At 66.9% G+C, this 14281-nt stretch carries 14 protein-coding genes; 5 read left to right on the top strand and 9 right to left on the bottom strand.

Features of this window, described 5'->3' with window-relative positions:
- Position 1 precedes the first annotated feature (1 nt).
- Genes GOALK_RS07695 through GOALK_RS07685 form a run of 3 tightly spaced genes read right to left on the bottom strand, consistent with a single transcriptional unit; the run spans position 2 to position 2926 of the window.
- Positions 2-883, bottom strand: coding sequence for an MlaE family ABC transporter permease (locus GOALK_RS07695; RefSeq protein ID WP_006358238.1), 882 nt, complete (start codon positions 881-883; stop codon positions 2-4).
- A gap of 1 nt (position 884) precedes the next feature.
- Positions 885-1691: an MlaE family ABC transporter permease gene (locus GOALK_RS07690; protein WP_006358237.1), complete on the bottom strand. Its 807-nt coding sequence runs from the start codon at positions 1689-1691 to the stop codon at positions 885-887.
- A complete protein-coding gene (locus tag GOALK_RS07685) occupies positions 1688-2926 on the bottom strand; it encodes an ABC transporter ATP-binding protein (protein WP_035753406.1) in 1239 nt (412 codons plus the stop codon). Before GOALK_RS07685 ends, GOALK_RS07690 begins: the two co-directional genes overlap by 4 nt.
- A gap of 317 nt (positions 2927-3243) precedes the next feature.
- On the opposite strand from GOALK_RS07685, the gene GOALK_RS07680 reads away from it, so the two are divergent.
- Positions 3244-4170, top strand: a complete 927-nt coding sequence (locus GOALK_RS07680) for a type IV toxin-antitoxin system AbiEi family antitoxin (protein WP_035753266.1) — start codon at positions 3244-3246, stop codon at positions 4168-4170.
- A gap of 163 nt (positions 4171-4333) precedes the next feature.
- Here GOALK_RS07680 and rplL read toward each other — a convergent pair whose 3' ends face one another.
- Both rplL and rplJ read right to left on the bottom strand, forming a co-directional pair.
- Positions 4334-4723 (bottom strand): 50S ribosomal protein L7/L12, encoded by a 390-nt coding sequence (gene rplL, locus GOALK_RS07675; RefSeq protein WP_006358234.1) that lies wholly within the window; start codon positions 4721-4723, stop codon positions 4334-4336.
- Positions 4724-4803: 80 nt separating this feature from the next.
- Entirely contained in the window at positions 4804-5328 is a 525-nt protein-coding gene (gene rplJ, locus GOALK_RS07670; protein ID WP_006358233.1) for a 50S ribosomal protein L10, read from the bottom strand.
- Positions 5329-5601: 273 nt separating this feature from the next.
- Here rplJ and GOALK_RS07665 point away from each other — a divergent pair, with 273 nt between their 5' ends.
- From GOALK_RS07665 to GOALK_RS07655, 3 genes are all read left to right on the top strand, one after another.
- The gene (locus tag GOALK_RS07665; RefSeq protein WP_006358232.1) at positions 5602-6789 is read left to right on the top strand and encodes a glycoside hydrolase family 76 protein; all 1188 of its coding nucleotides are present in this window, start codon (positions 5602-5604) and stop codon (positions 6787-6789) included.
- Positions 6790-7013: 224 nt separating this feature from the next.
- A complete protein-coding gene (locus GOALK_RS07660) occupies positions 7014-9065 on the top strand; it encodes a CocE/NonD family hydrolase (protein WP_006358231.1) in 2052 nt (683 codons plus the stop codon).
- 127 nt (positions 9066-9192) lie between these two features.
- Positions 9193-10452, top strand: coding sequence for an oxygenase MpaB family protein (locus GOALK_RS07655; RefSeq protein WP_006358230.1), 1260 nt, complete (start codon positions 9193-9195; stop codon positions 10450-10452).
- A gap of 8 nt (positions 10453-10460) precedes the next feature.
- Here GOALK_RS07655 and GOALK_RS07650 read toward each other — a convergent pair whose 3' ends face one another.
- Positions 10461-10979 carry a TIGR04338 family metallohydrolase gene (locus GOALK_RS07650; RefSeq protein ID WP_006358229.1) on the bottom strand — a complete coding sequence of 173 codons (519 nt, stop codon included), beginning with the start codon at positions 10977-10979 and terminating at the stop codon, positions 10461-10463.
- 48 nt (positions 10980-11027) lie between these two features.
- Here GOALK_RS07650 and GOALK_RS07645 point away from each other — a divergent pair, with 48 nt between their 5' ends.
- Complete coding sequence (locus GOALK_RS07645) at positions 11028-11930, top strand: YhjD/YihY/BrkB family envelope integrity protein (protein ID WP_006358228.1); 903 nt, start codon at positions 11028-11030, stop codon at positions 11928-11930.
- 7 nt (positions 11931-11937) lie between these two features.
- On the opposite strand, the gene GOALK_RS07640 is transcribed toward GOALK_RS07645, so the two are convergent.
- The 3 genes from GOALK_RS07640 to GOALK_RS07630 form a co-directional block, all read right to left on the bottom strand.
- Positions 11938-12768 carry a DUF2786 domain-containing protein gene (locus GOALK_RS07640; RefSeq protein ID WP_035753412.1) on the bottom strand — a complete coding sequence of 277 codons (831 nt, stop codon included), beginning with the start codon at positions 12766-12768 and terminating at the stop codon, positions 11938-11940.
- Positions 12769-12868: 100 nt separating this feature from the next.
- Positions 12869-13141 carry an excalibur calcium-binding domain-containing protein gene (locus GOALK_RS07635; RefSeq protein ID WP_006358226.1) on the bottom strand — a complete coding sequence of 91 codons (273 nt, stop codon included), beginning with the start codon at positions 13139-13141 and terminating at the stop codon, positions 12869-12871.
- Positions 13142-13249: 108 nt separating this feature from the next.
- Positions 13250-14203, bottom strand: coding sequence for an L-lactate dehydrogenase (locus GOALK_RS07630; RefSeq protein ID WP_035753267.1), 954 nt, complete (start codon positions 14201-14203; stop codon positions 13250-13252).
- Positions 14204-14281: the final 78 nt, after the last annotated feature.

The raw sequence follows: 14281 nt of genomic DNA, 5'->3' as shown, positions 1-14281 counted from the left end.
GCTAACCCCCCACTCGCACGGTCGTGGTGGTGCCCCAGATCGCGAGTCCCAGGAAGAAGTCGAGGACGGCGATGAGGACCAGCGCCGCTCGGACCGCGTGACCGACGGCCACGCCCACACCTGCGGGACCCCCGGATGCGTAGTAGCCGTAGTAGCAGTGCACCAGGATGATGACGAAGGCGAAGACCAGCACCTTGCCGAACGACCAGAGCACGTCGGCCGGCGGCAGGAACAGGTTGAAGTAATGGTCGTAGGAGCCGCCGGACTGCCCGTTGAAGACGGTCGTCACCACTCTCGAGGCGAGATACGCCGACAACAGACCCAGCACGTACAGCGGAATGACGGCGATGAAGCCGGCGATCACGCGGGTCGACACCAGGAACGGGATCGACGGCACGGCCATCGTCTCCAGGGCGTCGATCTCCTCGGAGATACGCATGGCGCCGAGCTGGGCGGTGAAGCCACAGCCGACGGTCGCGGACAGGGCGAGGCCTGCGACGAGGGGCGCCACCTCACGGGTGTTCACGTAGGCCGACAGGAAGCCGGTCAGGGCCTGCGACCCGATCTGGTCGAGTGCGGCGTAACCCTGCAAGCCGACGACGACGCCGGTGAAGCCCGACATCAGCACCATCACGCCGATGGTTCCGCCGATGACCGCGAGTCCGCCCGAACCGAAGGCCACTTCGGCGAGCAGGCGCAGGACCTCACGGGTGTAATGCACCAGCGTCTTCGGCATCCACGCCAGCGTGCGGCCGTAGAACGACATCTGCTCGCCGGCACCGTCGAGCACCTTGAGCGGTTTGCCCAGCTGTTTGCGGGCCTCGTACATGTAGTACTCAGGCCTGCTCTTGGCGATCGTCACGCCGCCGCCACCATCGGTCACGCTAGCTCCCCTTCGGTGGGACGATCTGCAGGTAGACCGCCGTGATGATCAGGTTGGCGAGGAACAGCAGCAGGAATGTGATGACGACGCTCTGGTTGACGGCGTCACCCACACCCTTCGGGCCACCCTTGGGGTTGAGCCCCTTGTAGGAGGCGACGACGCCGGCCAGCACACCGAAGATGGCTGCCTTCAGCGTCGACACGTACAGGTCGGGCAGCTGGGCGAGCGCACCGAACGACGCCAGATAGGCGCCCGGGGTGCCGCCCTGCACCACCACGTTGAAGAAGTAACCACCACCGATACCGATCACGGCGACGAGGCCGTTGAGCAGCATCGCGACCAGGACCATGGCCAGCACACGTGGGACCACGAGGCGCTGGATCGGGTTGATGCCCAGCACCTCCATGGCGTCGATCTCCTCACGGATGGTGCGCGAACCGAGGTCGGCGGCAACCGCCGATCCGGCCGCACCCGCGATGAGGAGCGAGGTCACCAGTGGCGACCCCTGCTGGATGACGACCAACACGCTGGCCGCGCCGGTGTACGACTCGGCGCCGAGCTGTTTGATCAGCGAACCCGTCTGCAAGGAGACGATTGCGCCGAACGGAATCGCGATCAGGGCGGTCGGCAGGATCGTCACACTGGCGATGAACCACGCCTGCTGGATGAACTCCCGCCACTGAAACGGGCGCACAAAGGTCTGGCGTGCAACATCGACGAAGAGCTGAACGATATTGCCGGTCTGGGCGAGAGCACCTGTTCCGGCCTGCGCGATTCGGTCGACGCCACGCGTGGTGGCATTGGTCATCCCTGGATGGTCCGCCCTTCGTTCCCGTCAGCAGCACGATGACTGGGCTTGGTCAGTGCGTCGCCGCCACCGGGCGTCTGCCACTGTTCGGTGGGCGCATCGCTGCCGCCGTAGTCGATGACGTCGGTCTTGGCGTCGGCGACGGCCACGTTCCCGGCGGGAGCGCTGGTCCACTCGTTGTCTCCGCCGTGGCGTCCGCCGCCGCCGCCCGCCATGTCCTCGGCGTGCGCGCGGCTCTCCTCGCGGATCTGGTCTTCCTGCTCCTGGCTGCGGCGGATCGCTTCCTGCGCGTTCTCCGGCAGGTCGGGCAGCATCGCGTGGACGCGCTCACGGTGACGGGCGATCGCCTTACGTTCGGGCATACCGGGATTGGGCTGCACCTGCGGGATGATCTCGGTGAAGTCCTCCTTGGTACCACCACCGGAGATACCCGCGGCCTGCATGGCCTCTTCCTGCTTCTGGACGGCCTCGTCCTTCTCCTCGGACATGCCGATCGGACCGAAACGATCACCGGAGAGGAACTGCTTGACCACCGGCTGCTCCGAGGTGAGCAACTGCTCGCGCGGACCGAACATCACCAGCTCCTTGCGGAAGAGCATGCCGATGTTGTCCGGGATCGTCCGGGCGATGTTGATGTTGTGCGTCACGATCAGGATCGTCGCGTCGATCTGCGCATTGATGTCGATCAACAGCTGCGAGATGTAGGCGGTACGCACCGGATCCAGACCCGAGTCCGGCTCGTCGCACAGGATGATCTGCGGATCCAGCACCAGCGCGCGGGCCAGACCGGCACGCTTGCGCATACCACCGGAGATCTCACCGGGGAGCTTGTCCTCGGCACCGGTCAAACCGACCAGGTCGATCTTCTCCATCACGATGTCGCGGACCTCGTTCTCCTTCTTCTTCGTGTGCTCACGAAGCGGGAACGCGATGTTGTCGAACAGGCTCATCGAACCGAACAGCGCACCGTCCTGGAACAGCACACCGAACAGCTTGCGGATCTCATAGAGTTCCTTGGCCGAACACTGCGTGATGTCGGTGCCGTCGATGATCACCGAACCCTGCTCGGGATGCAGCAGACCGATCAAGGTCTTCAGGAACACCGACTTACCGGTACCCGACGGACCGAGCAGCGCGGAGACTTCCCCCTCCGGGAGGGTCAGAGTGACATCACGCCAAATGTTCTGAGAACCGAACGACTTGGTGAGCCCCTCGACACTGACCTCTACACCCACAACTTCCTCCAGACGATCGCTGCCCCCGAAGGCGGCCACGGTGTGACCGCACACCCACCGGTGGCATTTGTGGTTGGGGTCACTGTAACCGACCAGGGACCACCAACCATGCGACCGGAGTCACTCAGCTTGCGCCCGCGAAAGCTACCAGCCGGTAACTCTCGCTGCGTCGATGACATTAGCCGATGGAACGAAGTGAGGGAAGTCGGACATCAGCGCCGGATGTGATGCCGGACGCAGAGTCCCAGGTCACTCGGGAAGTGTCCGTTTCGGCGATGGAAATTGAACCGAGAAGGCGCCTCGTGCGTCCAATCCTCATGACTTGGTTCCCGACCGATCGACACGGACTCATACGGCGCGAATCGACGCTGCGGGTCGGCATCACCGACGACACCGTCGCAGCGGCGGTGGACGGGGGCGACTTGATCCGACTGGCGCCAGGGGTCTACGTGGAAGCCACCCCCGACACTGCCGATCCCACCGCGGCCCATCGCCTGCGGTCCATCGCGGTGGCGACCTCGGCGCGCGATCGCGGCACGACGACGCTGAGTCATGATTCGGCCGCAGCCATCCTCGGCCTGGAACTCCTCCACCCCGACCGCGAAGCTGTCCATCTCACCAAGAAGTCGAACGCGGGCGGTTTCGTGCGCGGCCACCGACATGTGCACAACGGTCCGCTGACATCCGCCGAGATCAAGATCGTCGACGGGATCGAGGTGACGACACTCGAGCGCACTGCGGTCGACGTCGCGACGAACGGCGACTTCGCGCAAGCACTCGTGGCCTTCGACCGAGCGCTGGCGATGAAGGCCGATCCATCGGCCATGACAGCCATCCTCGACGCACGATCACGGCGGCCCGGGACCAGAATCGCACGACGCGCCCTGTCGTTCGCCGACTCGTCGTCGGAGAGCGTAGGTGAATCGTGGAGCCGCGCCCAGATGATCGCAGCCGGACTCCCCGTCCCACGCCTGCAGCACAGGTTCCGGACATCACAGGGCGAGGCGCGGGCGGACTTCGACTGGGACGGTCGGCTCGTCGGCGAGTTCGACGGACTCCAGAAGTACGGAATGCGCCCCGGAGAGACCCCACGAGAGGCACTGCTACGCGAGAAGCGGCGCGAGGACGCCCTGCGAGCCATGGGGATCATGGTGGTCCGCTGGACGTGGGCCGAGCTCGAACGAGGAGAGCTGGTCGGCCTCCTGAGACCCTGGCTCGTGAAGTTGGGGCTCGCGGCCGCCTGAGCGAGCCACTCTCAGACTTCATTTCGACGCTGCGACTTCGATCGAGGTCGCAACGTCGAAATGAGGTCTGGAAGTCAGGCCGCCACGAGAGTCGAGTGCCCAAACAGCAACAAGCCCGGGACAGCAATGCTGTCCCGGGCTCGTGAGTCGCGTAAGAAGAGTCTTACTTGACGGAAACCTTGGCGCCGGCCTCTTCGAGCTTGGCCTTGGCAGCCTCGGCGGCGTCCTTGTCGACCTTCTCCAGGAGAGCCTTCGGAGCACCCTCGACGAGGTCCTTGGCTTCCTTCAGGCCCAGACCCGAGACGACCTCGCGGACGACCTTGATGACCTGGATCTTCTTGTCGCCGGCACCCTCGAGGATGACGTCGAACTCGTCCTGCTCGGCAGCGGCCTCGCCACCGGCAGCAGCCGGGGCACCGGCAGCGGCAACGGCGACCGGAGCGGCCGCGGTGACCTCGAAGACCTCTTCGAACTTCTTCACGAAATCGCTGAGCTCCAGCAGGGTCAGTTCCTTGAACTGCTCGATGAGCTCGTCAGCGGTGAGCTTCGCCATGGTGGCGTCCTTCCTGTAAGTCCCCGTACGGGGTTGGTGTGCATCCCCGTACGGTCCGGGGATTGGCTTGGTGCGGCGAGTTATTCGCCGGCTTCGTTCTTCTTCTCCTGCAGGGCCGCTGCGAGACGCGCGACCTGCGATGCCGGCTGGTTGAACAGACCGGCTGCCTTAGCCAAGTTGCCCTTCATGGCGCCGGCGAGCTTGGCCAGCAAGACCTCACGGGTCTCAAGGTCGGCGATCTGCTCGATCTCGGCAACGGACAGCGCGCGGCCGTCCATGTACCCGCCCTTGATGACCAGAGCCTTGTTGTCCTTGGCGAACGTCTTGATCGCCTTCGCGGCCACAACCGGCTCACCTTCGATGAAGGCGATGGCGGTCGGACCGGTGAACAGCTCGTCGAGCCCTTCCACGCCCGCATCAGCTGCGGCACGCTTCACCAGGGTGTTCTTGGCGACGGAGTAGGTTGCACCCTCGCCGAGGGAACGTCGCAGCTGGGAGATCTGGGTGACGGTGAGTCCACGGTATTCCGTGACCACTGCCGCCGAGGAGCCCTTGAACTGCTCTGCGATCTCCGCAACAGCGGCGACCTTTTCGGACTTGGCCATACTTCGCCTCCTCTCCTCGTCACTTGAGTTGGTCGGGTTCAACTGAGCGACGGGCCGTGGAGGCGATCGAGGGCGGAAATGACAAACGCCCCGGCACGCAGGCACGGGGCGTGAAGACGCACACTGATGTGTGGGACCACATTCCTCGTTCATCCTGCGTGGGCCGGCGACTTCGTCGCGCCTTCGTTCGGGAGTTCCCGACGACCAACGGTCTCTGGTTGAACCGATACGACGCACGGTTGTGCATCACACCGACGACTAGGCTACGTCCTTGTGGGGGAACAAACCAAATCGACCGACGCGCACGACGCCAACGAGCGCGCGCAGGCCGCCATGGACGCCGTCGCGGCGCGGCATCTGCAGCGCGCCTTCTGGCTGCCGGCGACGCGGACGGCGGCGGTCGCCTGGCCGATCGGGTTCGTCGCGGCGCATCTCGGATCCTGGCACTACTGGTGGCACGCACATCTCGTCGACCTCCTCGTCGACGCCGCGATCCACAGACCCGAAGGTTCCGCACACGGAGACCGCTCCTTCGACCCCGATGTCGCCGACGACGCCAACCGGGTGTTGCGCGGGATCAAGGTGCGCAACCTCGGACGGTGGACGAACAACTACTACGACGACATGGCGTGGCTGGGACTGGCGATCGAACGCGCCGACCGTCACCTCGACCTCGACCATCGACGCGGCCTGGAGGTCCTGACCCGGCGCATGCTCGACGCCTGGGTTCCCGAGGACGGGGGCGGTATCCCCTGGCGCACCACCGACCAGTTCTTCAACGCCCCGGCGAACGGCCCCGCGGCCATCCTGGTCGCCCGTACCGGTCACGTCGAACGCGCGGTCGCGATGTGTGACTGGATGGACGCCAACCTCATCGACCCGAAGACGCACCTCGTCATCGACGGCCTGAAGAAGCAGCCCGACGGTTCGCTGAAGGCCGAGACCGGCACCTATACCTACTGTCAGGGCGTCGTCCTCGGCGCCGAACTCGAGGCCTTCCGCGCGACCGGCGGACAGCGCCATCTGGACCGTCTGGCCCGCCTCCTCGGTGCCGTCGAGAAGCACTCCTGCACCGACGGGGTGATCAAGGGCGGCGGCGGTGGCGACGGCGGCCTGTTCCACGGGGTGCTCGCCCGTTATCTCGGGCTCATCGCCACCGACCTCCCGGATGTCGACGGATCGGATGAATTGCGTGCCCGGGCAGCCCGAATCGTGGCCTCGAGTGCCGATGCGGCGTGGGCGAACCGCACCGAGGTCCGCGGCCGCGTCGTGTTCGGCAGCGACTGGCGCAGCAGGGCCGTCATCCCTACGGCCGCCGGCAAGAAAGCCCAGTTCGTGGCGGGTGCGGTGATGCCCTCGGAGGTCCCCGAACGCGATCTGTCGGTGCAGCTGTCGGCGTGGATGGTCCTCGAGGCGGCGGCCGCGATCGACCTGTCGCTACCGGAATGTGACCGGCCGTAGACCTCCGATGGCCAAACCGAGGCCACCTGGTTAGCCATCCGATACCGGCGCTGAGCTATTCTTCAGCGAACGCGTGAGGTGACCTGGAACACACTGACATCCGCCGCCAGCGGAGCGGGTCCGGCGCCCACGACCGACACGAAGGGGTGTCGGTGTCCACCCGGCCATCTCGACCAGCAGCACTCGCGGTGCGACACCTCTCACCCCAGGCAGGGTGGTGCACCATGACGTATCAGTTGGATCCCGCGGAACGCCGTGCGCGGCCGGCCCCTTCGCCTTCGCGACGTCCCACGGAAGCACCCCATTTCGGTACCCTCCCCCTCGGCGACCCCACCGGAGGAGCCGACGGCATCCGCTGGCGTGAACAGGTCGACGGCAAGCAGCTGTACCCGCGCGTCGTCATCGACCGCGACGTCTCGATCACCATGAGCGACGGGGTCGTCCTGCGTGCCACCGTGATCCGTCCGGCCAACCGGTTCGGCCAGACGGTCCTCACCCCGTACCCCGCGATCATCAACATCAACCCGTACAACCGGGCCGCCATCGACTTCGTCGACCAGGCGCTGCACGCTCCCGTCCTCGGCAAGGCGTTGCACACCGCGTCGGCGTCGATCGATGCGGCCGGTACCGCACTCGAGGGCCTCACCACCCTCACCCAGACGCTGTCGGGGGGCGTCTTCGACGTCTTCGGCATCAACCGCAACCTGGTGCGCAGCGGCTACGTACAGGTCGTCGTCGACGTCCGCGGCACCGGTGCGAGCCACGGCAAGTGGCAGATCCTCGGCCCGCGCGAGCAGGAGGACTCCGTCGAGATCATCGACTGGGTCAGCGAGCAGGACTGGTGCGACGGCACCGTCGGCCTGGCCGGCTGGTCGTATTCGGCGATCAACTCGCTACAGGCCGCGGACAAGCGCCCGCCGCAGCTGAAAGCCGTCTTCGCAGTGGAGGGTTGCGACGACATCGTCCGCGACATCTACATCACCGGCGGCATGCCTTCGGCGTTCATCCCGGTGTGGCTGTCGGCGGTGAACATGCTCAAGTGGGTGCCCAACCCCGCCAACATCATTCGGGACATCACCAGCGGTCACGCGTTGAGGTGGGCCATCGACCGGGTGAAGTCGCCGGCCACCGAGATCCCCTCGCTGCTCTGGGGTTTCCTCACCGCCCGCGACCCGCGCATCTTCGACGACCCGTATTTCGACGAACGCGACCCGATCGTCGACCGCATCGAGGCACCCACGTTCACCGTCGGCGCCTGGCATGACCTGTTCGGCCGCAGTGCAACCGGCGTCTACGAGCGGCTGAACATGGAACCGGGCCGCAAGCAGATGATCGTCGGCGACGGCTATCACCTCGACGTCGGTTCGGGATACGGCGGCAAGTTCGCGCCACCGCGTCTGGACGTCCTCGAACGCGCCTGGTTCGACCGCTGGCTCAAGGGGCACCGCAACGGCGTCGAGCACTACGGGCCGGTCACGATGCTGCAGCAGGGAGGTGCGTGGACCGCCGGACAGAACTTCCCCCGCCCGGGCGTCGAGCCGAAGCGGTTGTACCTGACGGCCGATGCCTCGTCGACCGCCGACCATGCGGTACACGACGGCTCGCTGGGTTCGACTCCCGCACAGGGTGTCTCGTCGTTGCACATCCGCCCCGACATCCGCGGTCTCCGATCGCGCGACATGACCCAGGTGACCGCCGGCGCCACGATGGTCCTCGGCGCCGATTACGCCAAGGACGCACGCTTCCAGGAGCGGGGCGCGTTGTCGTTCACCACCGGCCCGGTTCTCGAGGCCACCCCGATCAGCGGCGCGATGAACCTGCGACTCAACGTCGCAACCACCGCCCACGAGGCGATCTGGGCGGTGACCGTGAACGACGTTGCGCCCGACGGCACGTCGACGGTGCTCACCAACGGCGCCCTCTCCGCGTCGAATCGCGCACTGGACCGCAGCAAGTCGACCTACGCGGCCGACGGCAGCCTGCTCTCGGCGCACCACTACCTGTCGCACAAGCGCAAGCTGCCGGTGCCCGCCGACGAGCCGGTCCGCATCGACGTCGACCTGGTCCCGACCGACGCGGTCCTGCAGCCGGGGCACCGCCTACGCGTCGACGTCTACGCGGCGAGCCTGCCCCGCTACCTCACGGTGGTGCCCGACCTGATCAAGGCACGCGGCCGCAGGCAGCGCCTGGTCCTCGACCCCGACCATCCGAGCTACCTCACGTTGCTCGCGGGTGAGGGACTGTGCGCCGACGCACCCGAGGCGGTGCAGCTCTAGCTGCGCAGCGCCCCTACCTGCAATTTGGGACGGTTCTTTTTGTTCGTCCCATTGACACCGTCGTACCTCCGACCTACGTTTTGGGTGACAGCCGTTACCCAGAACCTCCGATCGGAGTGCACGTCCGATGACCACCGCACGGGTTGCCACCACGCCGCCGCAGGCGCCGCCGAGCACCCCCGCACCGACTATCCCGTCCCGCCACCCGGACGGACCCTGCAAGATCCCGATCGGCCTGCGGCTCGTCGGACCCCTGCTGGGTCTGCGCAAACCCGACCGCGAACTGTTCCGTCATCTCGGTGAACTCCTGACGATCGGCGACGAGCCGGCGGATCGCCTGGTCGAGTGGATGCACACCGCCGGAATGGCCCGGTCCCGTCCGCTGTTCGAGCGGGCACTCGTCAACGGCATCGACTCGATCGACGACGCCCCGGCCCCGCTGCGCGAGTTCTTCACCGAGGTGGAAACCGTACCCACCTGGGTCGACCGCGACCTGATCGAGAAGGGCGCGCGGGTCATGCGCAGCGGAGGCGCCGACGGCCTGTACGTGGCGCGTGACGTCGCCCTACTCGGCGGCTACCAGTTCGCCGGTTTCAACCAGACGCTGCTGCGCACCGGCGCCCTCGAGAAGGGCTCGAACACACGGTTCGCCGAGACCACCCAGTGGGCCACCGACGTCATCACCGAAAACGGTTTGCTGCCACAGGGAATCGGTTACCGGTCGACGCTGCGCGTCCGCCTGATCCACGCGATGGTCCGGCGCCACGTCGCGGCACTACCCGACTGGGATTCCGATACCTGGGGGCTCCCCATCAATCAGACGGACATGGCCGCGACGCTCGTCGGAGCACTCGTCTCGCCCAGCCTGGGCGTGGTCATGATGGGACTCGTCAACCGCCCCAGTGAATATGACGCCGTCGCGCACCTCACCCGGTACGCGGGATGGCTACTCGGCGTGCAGGACGAGTTCCTGCCCACGGGCTTTCGCGACGCGATCCGCGTGCTGCTCCAGACCTCGTACGTCCTCTCCACCCCCGACGAGACGACCAAACAGCTCTCGGTGCCCATGGCCGACGATCCGCTGCAGTGGAACTACTCGCGGTTCCCGAAGTTACGTCGCAAGATCGCTCGCGCACAACACCTCTCGGTCACCAGCGGCTTCCTGGGACCCGCGGCGATGCGCACACTCGGACTGCCGTTCGTCCCACCGTGGTATCCGGCGATCCGGTTCCCGGTGAACATCATCCGTTCGGTGCAGGCGCAACGCCCCGGCGGACGCGAACGTGCAGCGATCCGCGGCGCCGCCGAACAGCGCGAGTTCATGCGGATCATGACCGGCGGTGAGGCCACCGTCGGCCATGCCGCGAAGGAGATCACCGGGCACTAGGCGCCCGATCAGCCGATCCCGGAATCGGCCAGCACCACGCGGAACACGAAGGCCGCCTCGGGGCCGAGGACGAGGCCCACGAGTTCGATGAAGGTGAGCACGAAGCCGCGTCCGTGCCCCGGCCCCTTGGAGTCGTCGAGGTGATGGGCGAGCTCGTGCAGCACCACGAGCTCGCGTAGCGCCCACCGGCCCTCCGCCGACGACGGGATCGCGATCTCCGCGCTGAGCAACTTGTCACCGGAGATCGTCGTCGACCGGGCGTAGTGTGCCGAGCTCTGGCCGCGCCGCTCGCGCACCGACACCGGCTCGGCGGCGCGTGGGAACCGCGACCGTACGCTCGGCAACTCCAGCACCAGTCCCACGTAGTCGCGCACCGCGTCGATCGAGGCGAACCGGGCCTCGGCGGGCAGCGTGAGTTCGGTTCCGGCCAGCTGCACGGTGCGCGAGGAGGACGCGGTGTCGAAGAGTCGGAAGACGAGTCGCTCGGCGTCGTAGTACCGGGCACGCCCGGTGTCACGCGGACTCATGGCATCGCCAATGATGATGAGGGTCCGCCGTACCCGATGGGAGTCCTCATGCGCCGTCCCGACCTGCACGCGATCGGCGAACGTGTGCTGCGACTGCCGGGCGCGACGCTGAGCCTGCGCATCCTCACCGACATCGCGCGCGGCGACATCACCGACCGCGCGATGACCCTCGCCGCGCAGGCCTTCACCTCGATCCTGCCCATCGTCATCCTGCTGCTCACGCTCCCGGGCAGCGACGTCGTCGACGACGCCCTGAGCGGGCTCGGCATCCCGGTGAGCAAGCTCGACCACAACTCGGTGGACAACCCGCAGTCGTTCGCCACCTTCGGGATCATCGGCGCACTCATGACCATCGCCGGCGCCACCTCCCTGTCACGTGCACTCGGCCGAATGTATGTCGCGATCTGGGGCGTCACCAAACTGCCGTGGCGAGCTTTCTGGCGCTGGGTGATCGTGCTGTTCCTCATCCCGACCGCGGTCACCGCGCAGGGGCTGTCGACCGGCCTGCACGCCGAGACACTGTTCGGCCTCCACCTCGGCGGCAGCGGCCTCCTCGGCATCGTGCTGGTCTTCGGAGTGACGGTGACGATCTGGTCGGGCACCTTCACCGCCATCCCGCGCTTGCTGGTGTCCACCCAGGTCCCGCTGCGTCTTCTCGCCCTCAACGGTGTGGTCACGGGGCTGCTGATCACTGCCCTGCTGGCCGGCAGCCGGCTCGTGCTGCCCACGTTGGCGTCGGGAACGATCCGCTATTTCGGCACTCTCGGCATCGTGTTCGTCGCGATCAGCTGGCTGTTCGTGTTCGCTGCGATCCTGGTGGTCACGGCCATCGTCGCGCACGGCGTGGCCACCGACCCCGGACGTGTCGGCACCTGGGTTCGACGTTGGGCGGGAACCCCGACCCCGTTTGCTCCGACCCCGTCGGTGGCCTGGTACGACCGCGGCGCCTGACCACTCGTCAGGCCTCCAGAGCGCCTCGCGCACCGCCGAATTCACGGTCGGCGCCGATCTTGGCCCGACGCCCCGCCCGGTCCCCCGCCTTCCGGGCGGCCTCCGAATAGCCGGCCGACGCGCTCGACGCCCGCCACGTGCCGCGAGCGGTGGACTCGGTCTTGTAGAAGTCGGTGACCTCGAGTTCCTTGTTGCGCAGGGCCAGCGCCGTCGAGCGTTCCGGCTCACCCGAGCGCCGTTCGGCGGCGAGTGCTTCTTCGCGGGCGGCGTCGCGGGCCTCGGTGAGACGTTTGCCGATGCGTTCGGCGAAGGCCGACTGGAAGTTGAGTCGCGCAGTGATCGGCGACAGCGGCTTCTCCTCGATCACCCGCCGCGCTCGCCAGCCGCTGCCCTTGGTGACGACCCGCGCGAAGGTCTCGCCCTTGTACGCCCCCGACCGCAGATAGGCATCGCTCGCCGCGACCATCTGGATGATCAGCGACGTGTAGAGCGCCTCGCAGGCGTCGATGTCGGCCTCGTACCCGTAGGCGAGGACGAAGGTCGAGTTGCTCGCGACGTCGACGGTCACGTCGTTGGCCATGGTGATCGCCACGAACAATTGCACGTAGGTGCGCAGGCCACGCTTACCCGGCTCGCCGATCTTGATCTGCCGCGAGATCGGGGTGACCTGCTTACGCGCGGCCGGATCGTGCGCGCGGGCCACGGCGAGATCGATCGACGACGCCGTGGCAAGGCGTTGTGCGGCCTGCATGAACGTCTCGGCCTCATGCTCGTTGTCGGTGTTCTCCGCCTGCCGCAGGAGGGCGGAGATCCGGGTGAGCAGCTTGTCGTCGCGCATGTAGTTCAGACTATCTGCGCGCCCGATCGGTTCCATCGGACTGCAGGCGAGCAGAAAAAGCCAGGTCGGAGACCCTCACGCACAGTGTGTGACCGAAGGGTCAGTTCTGCTCGCAGGCGATGCCGTCCTTGTCGCGGTCGCTCTCGTCGTTGGCGTCGTAGAGGGCCTGGTCGACGGTGAAGTTCGTAACCGGCGTGCCGGAGGTCGAGTCGACGGCGCCGGGCTCGCCGACGCCGTGCGGGTAGTCGGCGTTGAGTGCCGCGCAGTTGGCGTAGTCGGTCGCCGCCGATGCAGGTGCCGCCACCATCAGCGGCGCGATCGCCATCGACGCCGCAGCGACAAAACCCAGAACCGTCTTCCGCGAACCACTCATCGTCGAACCTTCTCTTCCACCGATGTGACCAGGTGAAACTACCCCGGCGAGGATGCCGCACCGGCATCGAGCACCGAGATTGGTCCACCCGATGGACAGTGCCTGCCCCTACAACCCGAATCGCGCCTGCATCCGGCGTAGCGTCTCCGCCGAGGCGAGCAGACCGGCTTCCTCGTCCGGCGACAGCGGCACCTCGAGGCGCGTCTGCGCACCACCGCGGTCGACGACGGTCGGCAGGGAGAGACACACATCATCGAGCCCGGGGAATCCGGAGGCGACCGTGGACACCGGGAGCACCCGGTGTTCGTCGTTCAGAACGGCTTCGACGATACGGGTGGCGGCGAGGCCGATGGCGTAGTTGGTGGCCCCCTTGCCCTCGATGATGGCGTAGGCGGCGTGCACGACCTCGTCCCGGATACGCTCCCGTGCAACGGCATCCATCTCCCGACGCCCAGGTAGCGGCGTCCACGACGTCAGCGGCACGCCACCGATCGTCGCCGACGACCACAGCGGTATCTCGCTGTCACCGTGCTCGCCGACGACATACGAGTGCACACTCTGCACCGCTACCCCGCAGTGCTGCGCGACGAGGAACCGCAGCCGCGACGAATCCAGCACGGTTCCCGACCCGAACAGCTGATTCGGCGGCAGGCCGGTGATCTTCTGCGCCGCATGGGTGACGACGTCCACCGGGTTGGTCACCATCAGGTAGATCGCGTTCGGTGCCACCTCGAGCACATCCGGCAGGATGGCGCGCGTCAAACCGATTGTGGCCTCGGCCAATTCGAGTCGGGACTGCCCCGGCTTCTGCTTGGCTCCGGCGGTGAACACGACGACGTCGGCGTCGGCGCACACCGACACGTCGTTGGAGCCGATGATGTCGGCGCGCGGTACGAACTCCAGACCGTGGGACAGGTCGAGCACCTCGGCGGTGACCTTGGCGGCCTTGATGTCCAGCAACGCGACCGTGCGCGCGACCCCGCGGATCAGCGCCGAGTAGGCGATCGCGGTGCCGACCGCGCCCGCCCCGATGATCGCCAGTTTCGTGGGTCGTCCGTCCATCGGATCACCGTTCGCCTCGGTTCGATTCGCACCTGTCCGTTGCCTGTCAGCGCCCAGCCTAAGACCTCCGGGCATCCC

It is taken from the genome of Gordonia alkanivorans NBRC 16433, from assembly GCF_000225505.1.
GTDB lineage: Bacteria > Actinomycetota > Actinomycetes > Mycobacteriales > Mycobacteriaceae > Gordonia > Gordonia alkanivorans.
The sequence above is the reverse complement of the archived record's forward strand: the minus strand, read 5'-3'. Positions and strand labels throughout refer to the sequence as shown.

Coding starts and splice junctions, on each gene's coding strand:
- GOALK_RS07690 (WP_006358237.1), bottom strand. CDS start 1,691: ATGACCAATGCCACCACGCGTGGCGTCGACCGAATCGCGCAGGCCGGA.
- GOALK_RS07680 (WP_035753266.1), top strand. CDS start 3,244: ATGACTTGGTTCCCGACCGATCGACACGGACTCATACGGCGCGAATCG.
- rplL (WP_006358234.1), bottom strand. CDS start 4,723: ATGGCGAAGCTCACCGCTGACGAGCTCATCGAGCAGTTCAAGGAACTG.
- rplJ (WP_006358233.1), bottom strand. CDS start 5,328: ATGGCCAAGTCCGAAAAGGTCGCCGCTGTTGCGGAGATCGCAGAGCAG.
- GOALK_RS07660 (WP_006358231.1), top strand. CDS start 7,014: ATGACGTATCAGTTGGATCCCGCGGAACGCCGTGCGCGGCCGGCCCCT.
- GOALK_RS07655 (WP_006358230.1), top strand. CDS start 9,193: ATGACCACCGCACGGGTTGCCACCACGCCGCCGCAGGCGCCGCCGAGC.
- GOALK_RS07650 (WP_006358229.1), bottom strand. CDS start 10,979: ATGAGTCCGCGTGACACCGGGCGTGCCCGGTACTACGACGCCGAGCGA.
- GOALK_RS07645 (WP_006358228.1), top strand. CDS start 11,028: ATGCGCCGTCCCGACCTGCACGCGATCGGCGAACGTGTGCTGCGACTG.
- GOALK_RS07640 (WP_035753412.1), bottom strand. CDS start 12,768: ATGCGCGACGACAAGCTGCTCACCCGGATCTCCGCCCTCCTGCGGCAG.
- GOALK_RS07635 (WP_006358226.1), bottom strand. CDS start 13,141: ATGAGTGGTTCGCGGAAGACGGTTCTGGGTTTTGTCGCTGCGGCGTCG.
- GOALK_RS07630 (WP_035753267.1), bottom strand. CDS start 14,203: ATGGACGGACGACCCACGAAACTGGCGATCATCGGGGCGGGCGCGGTC.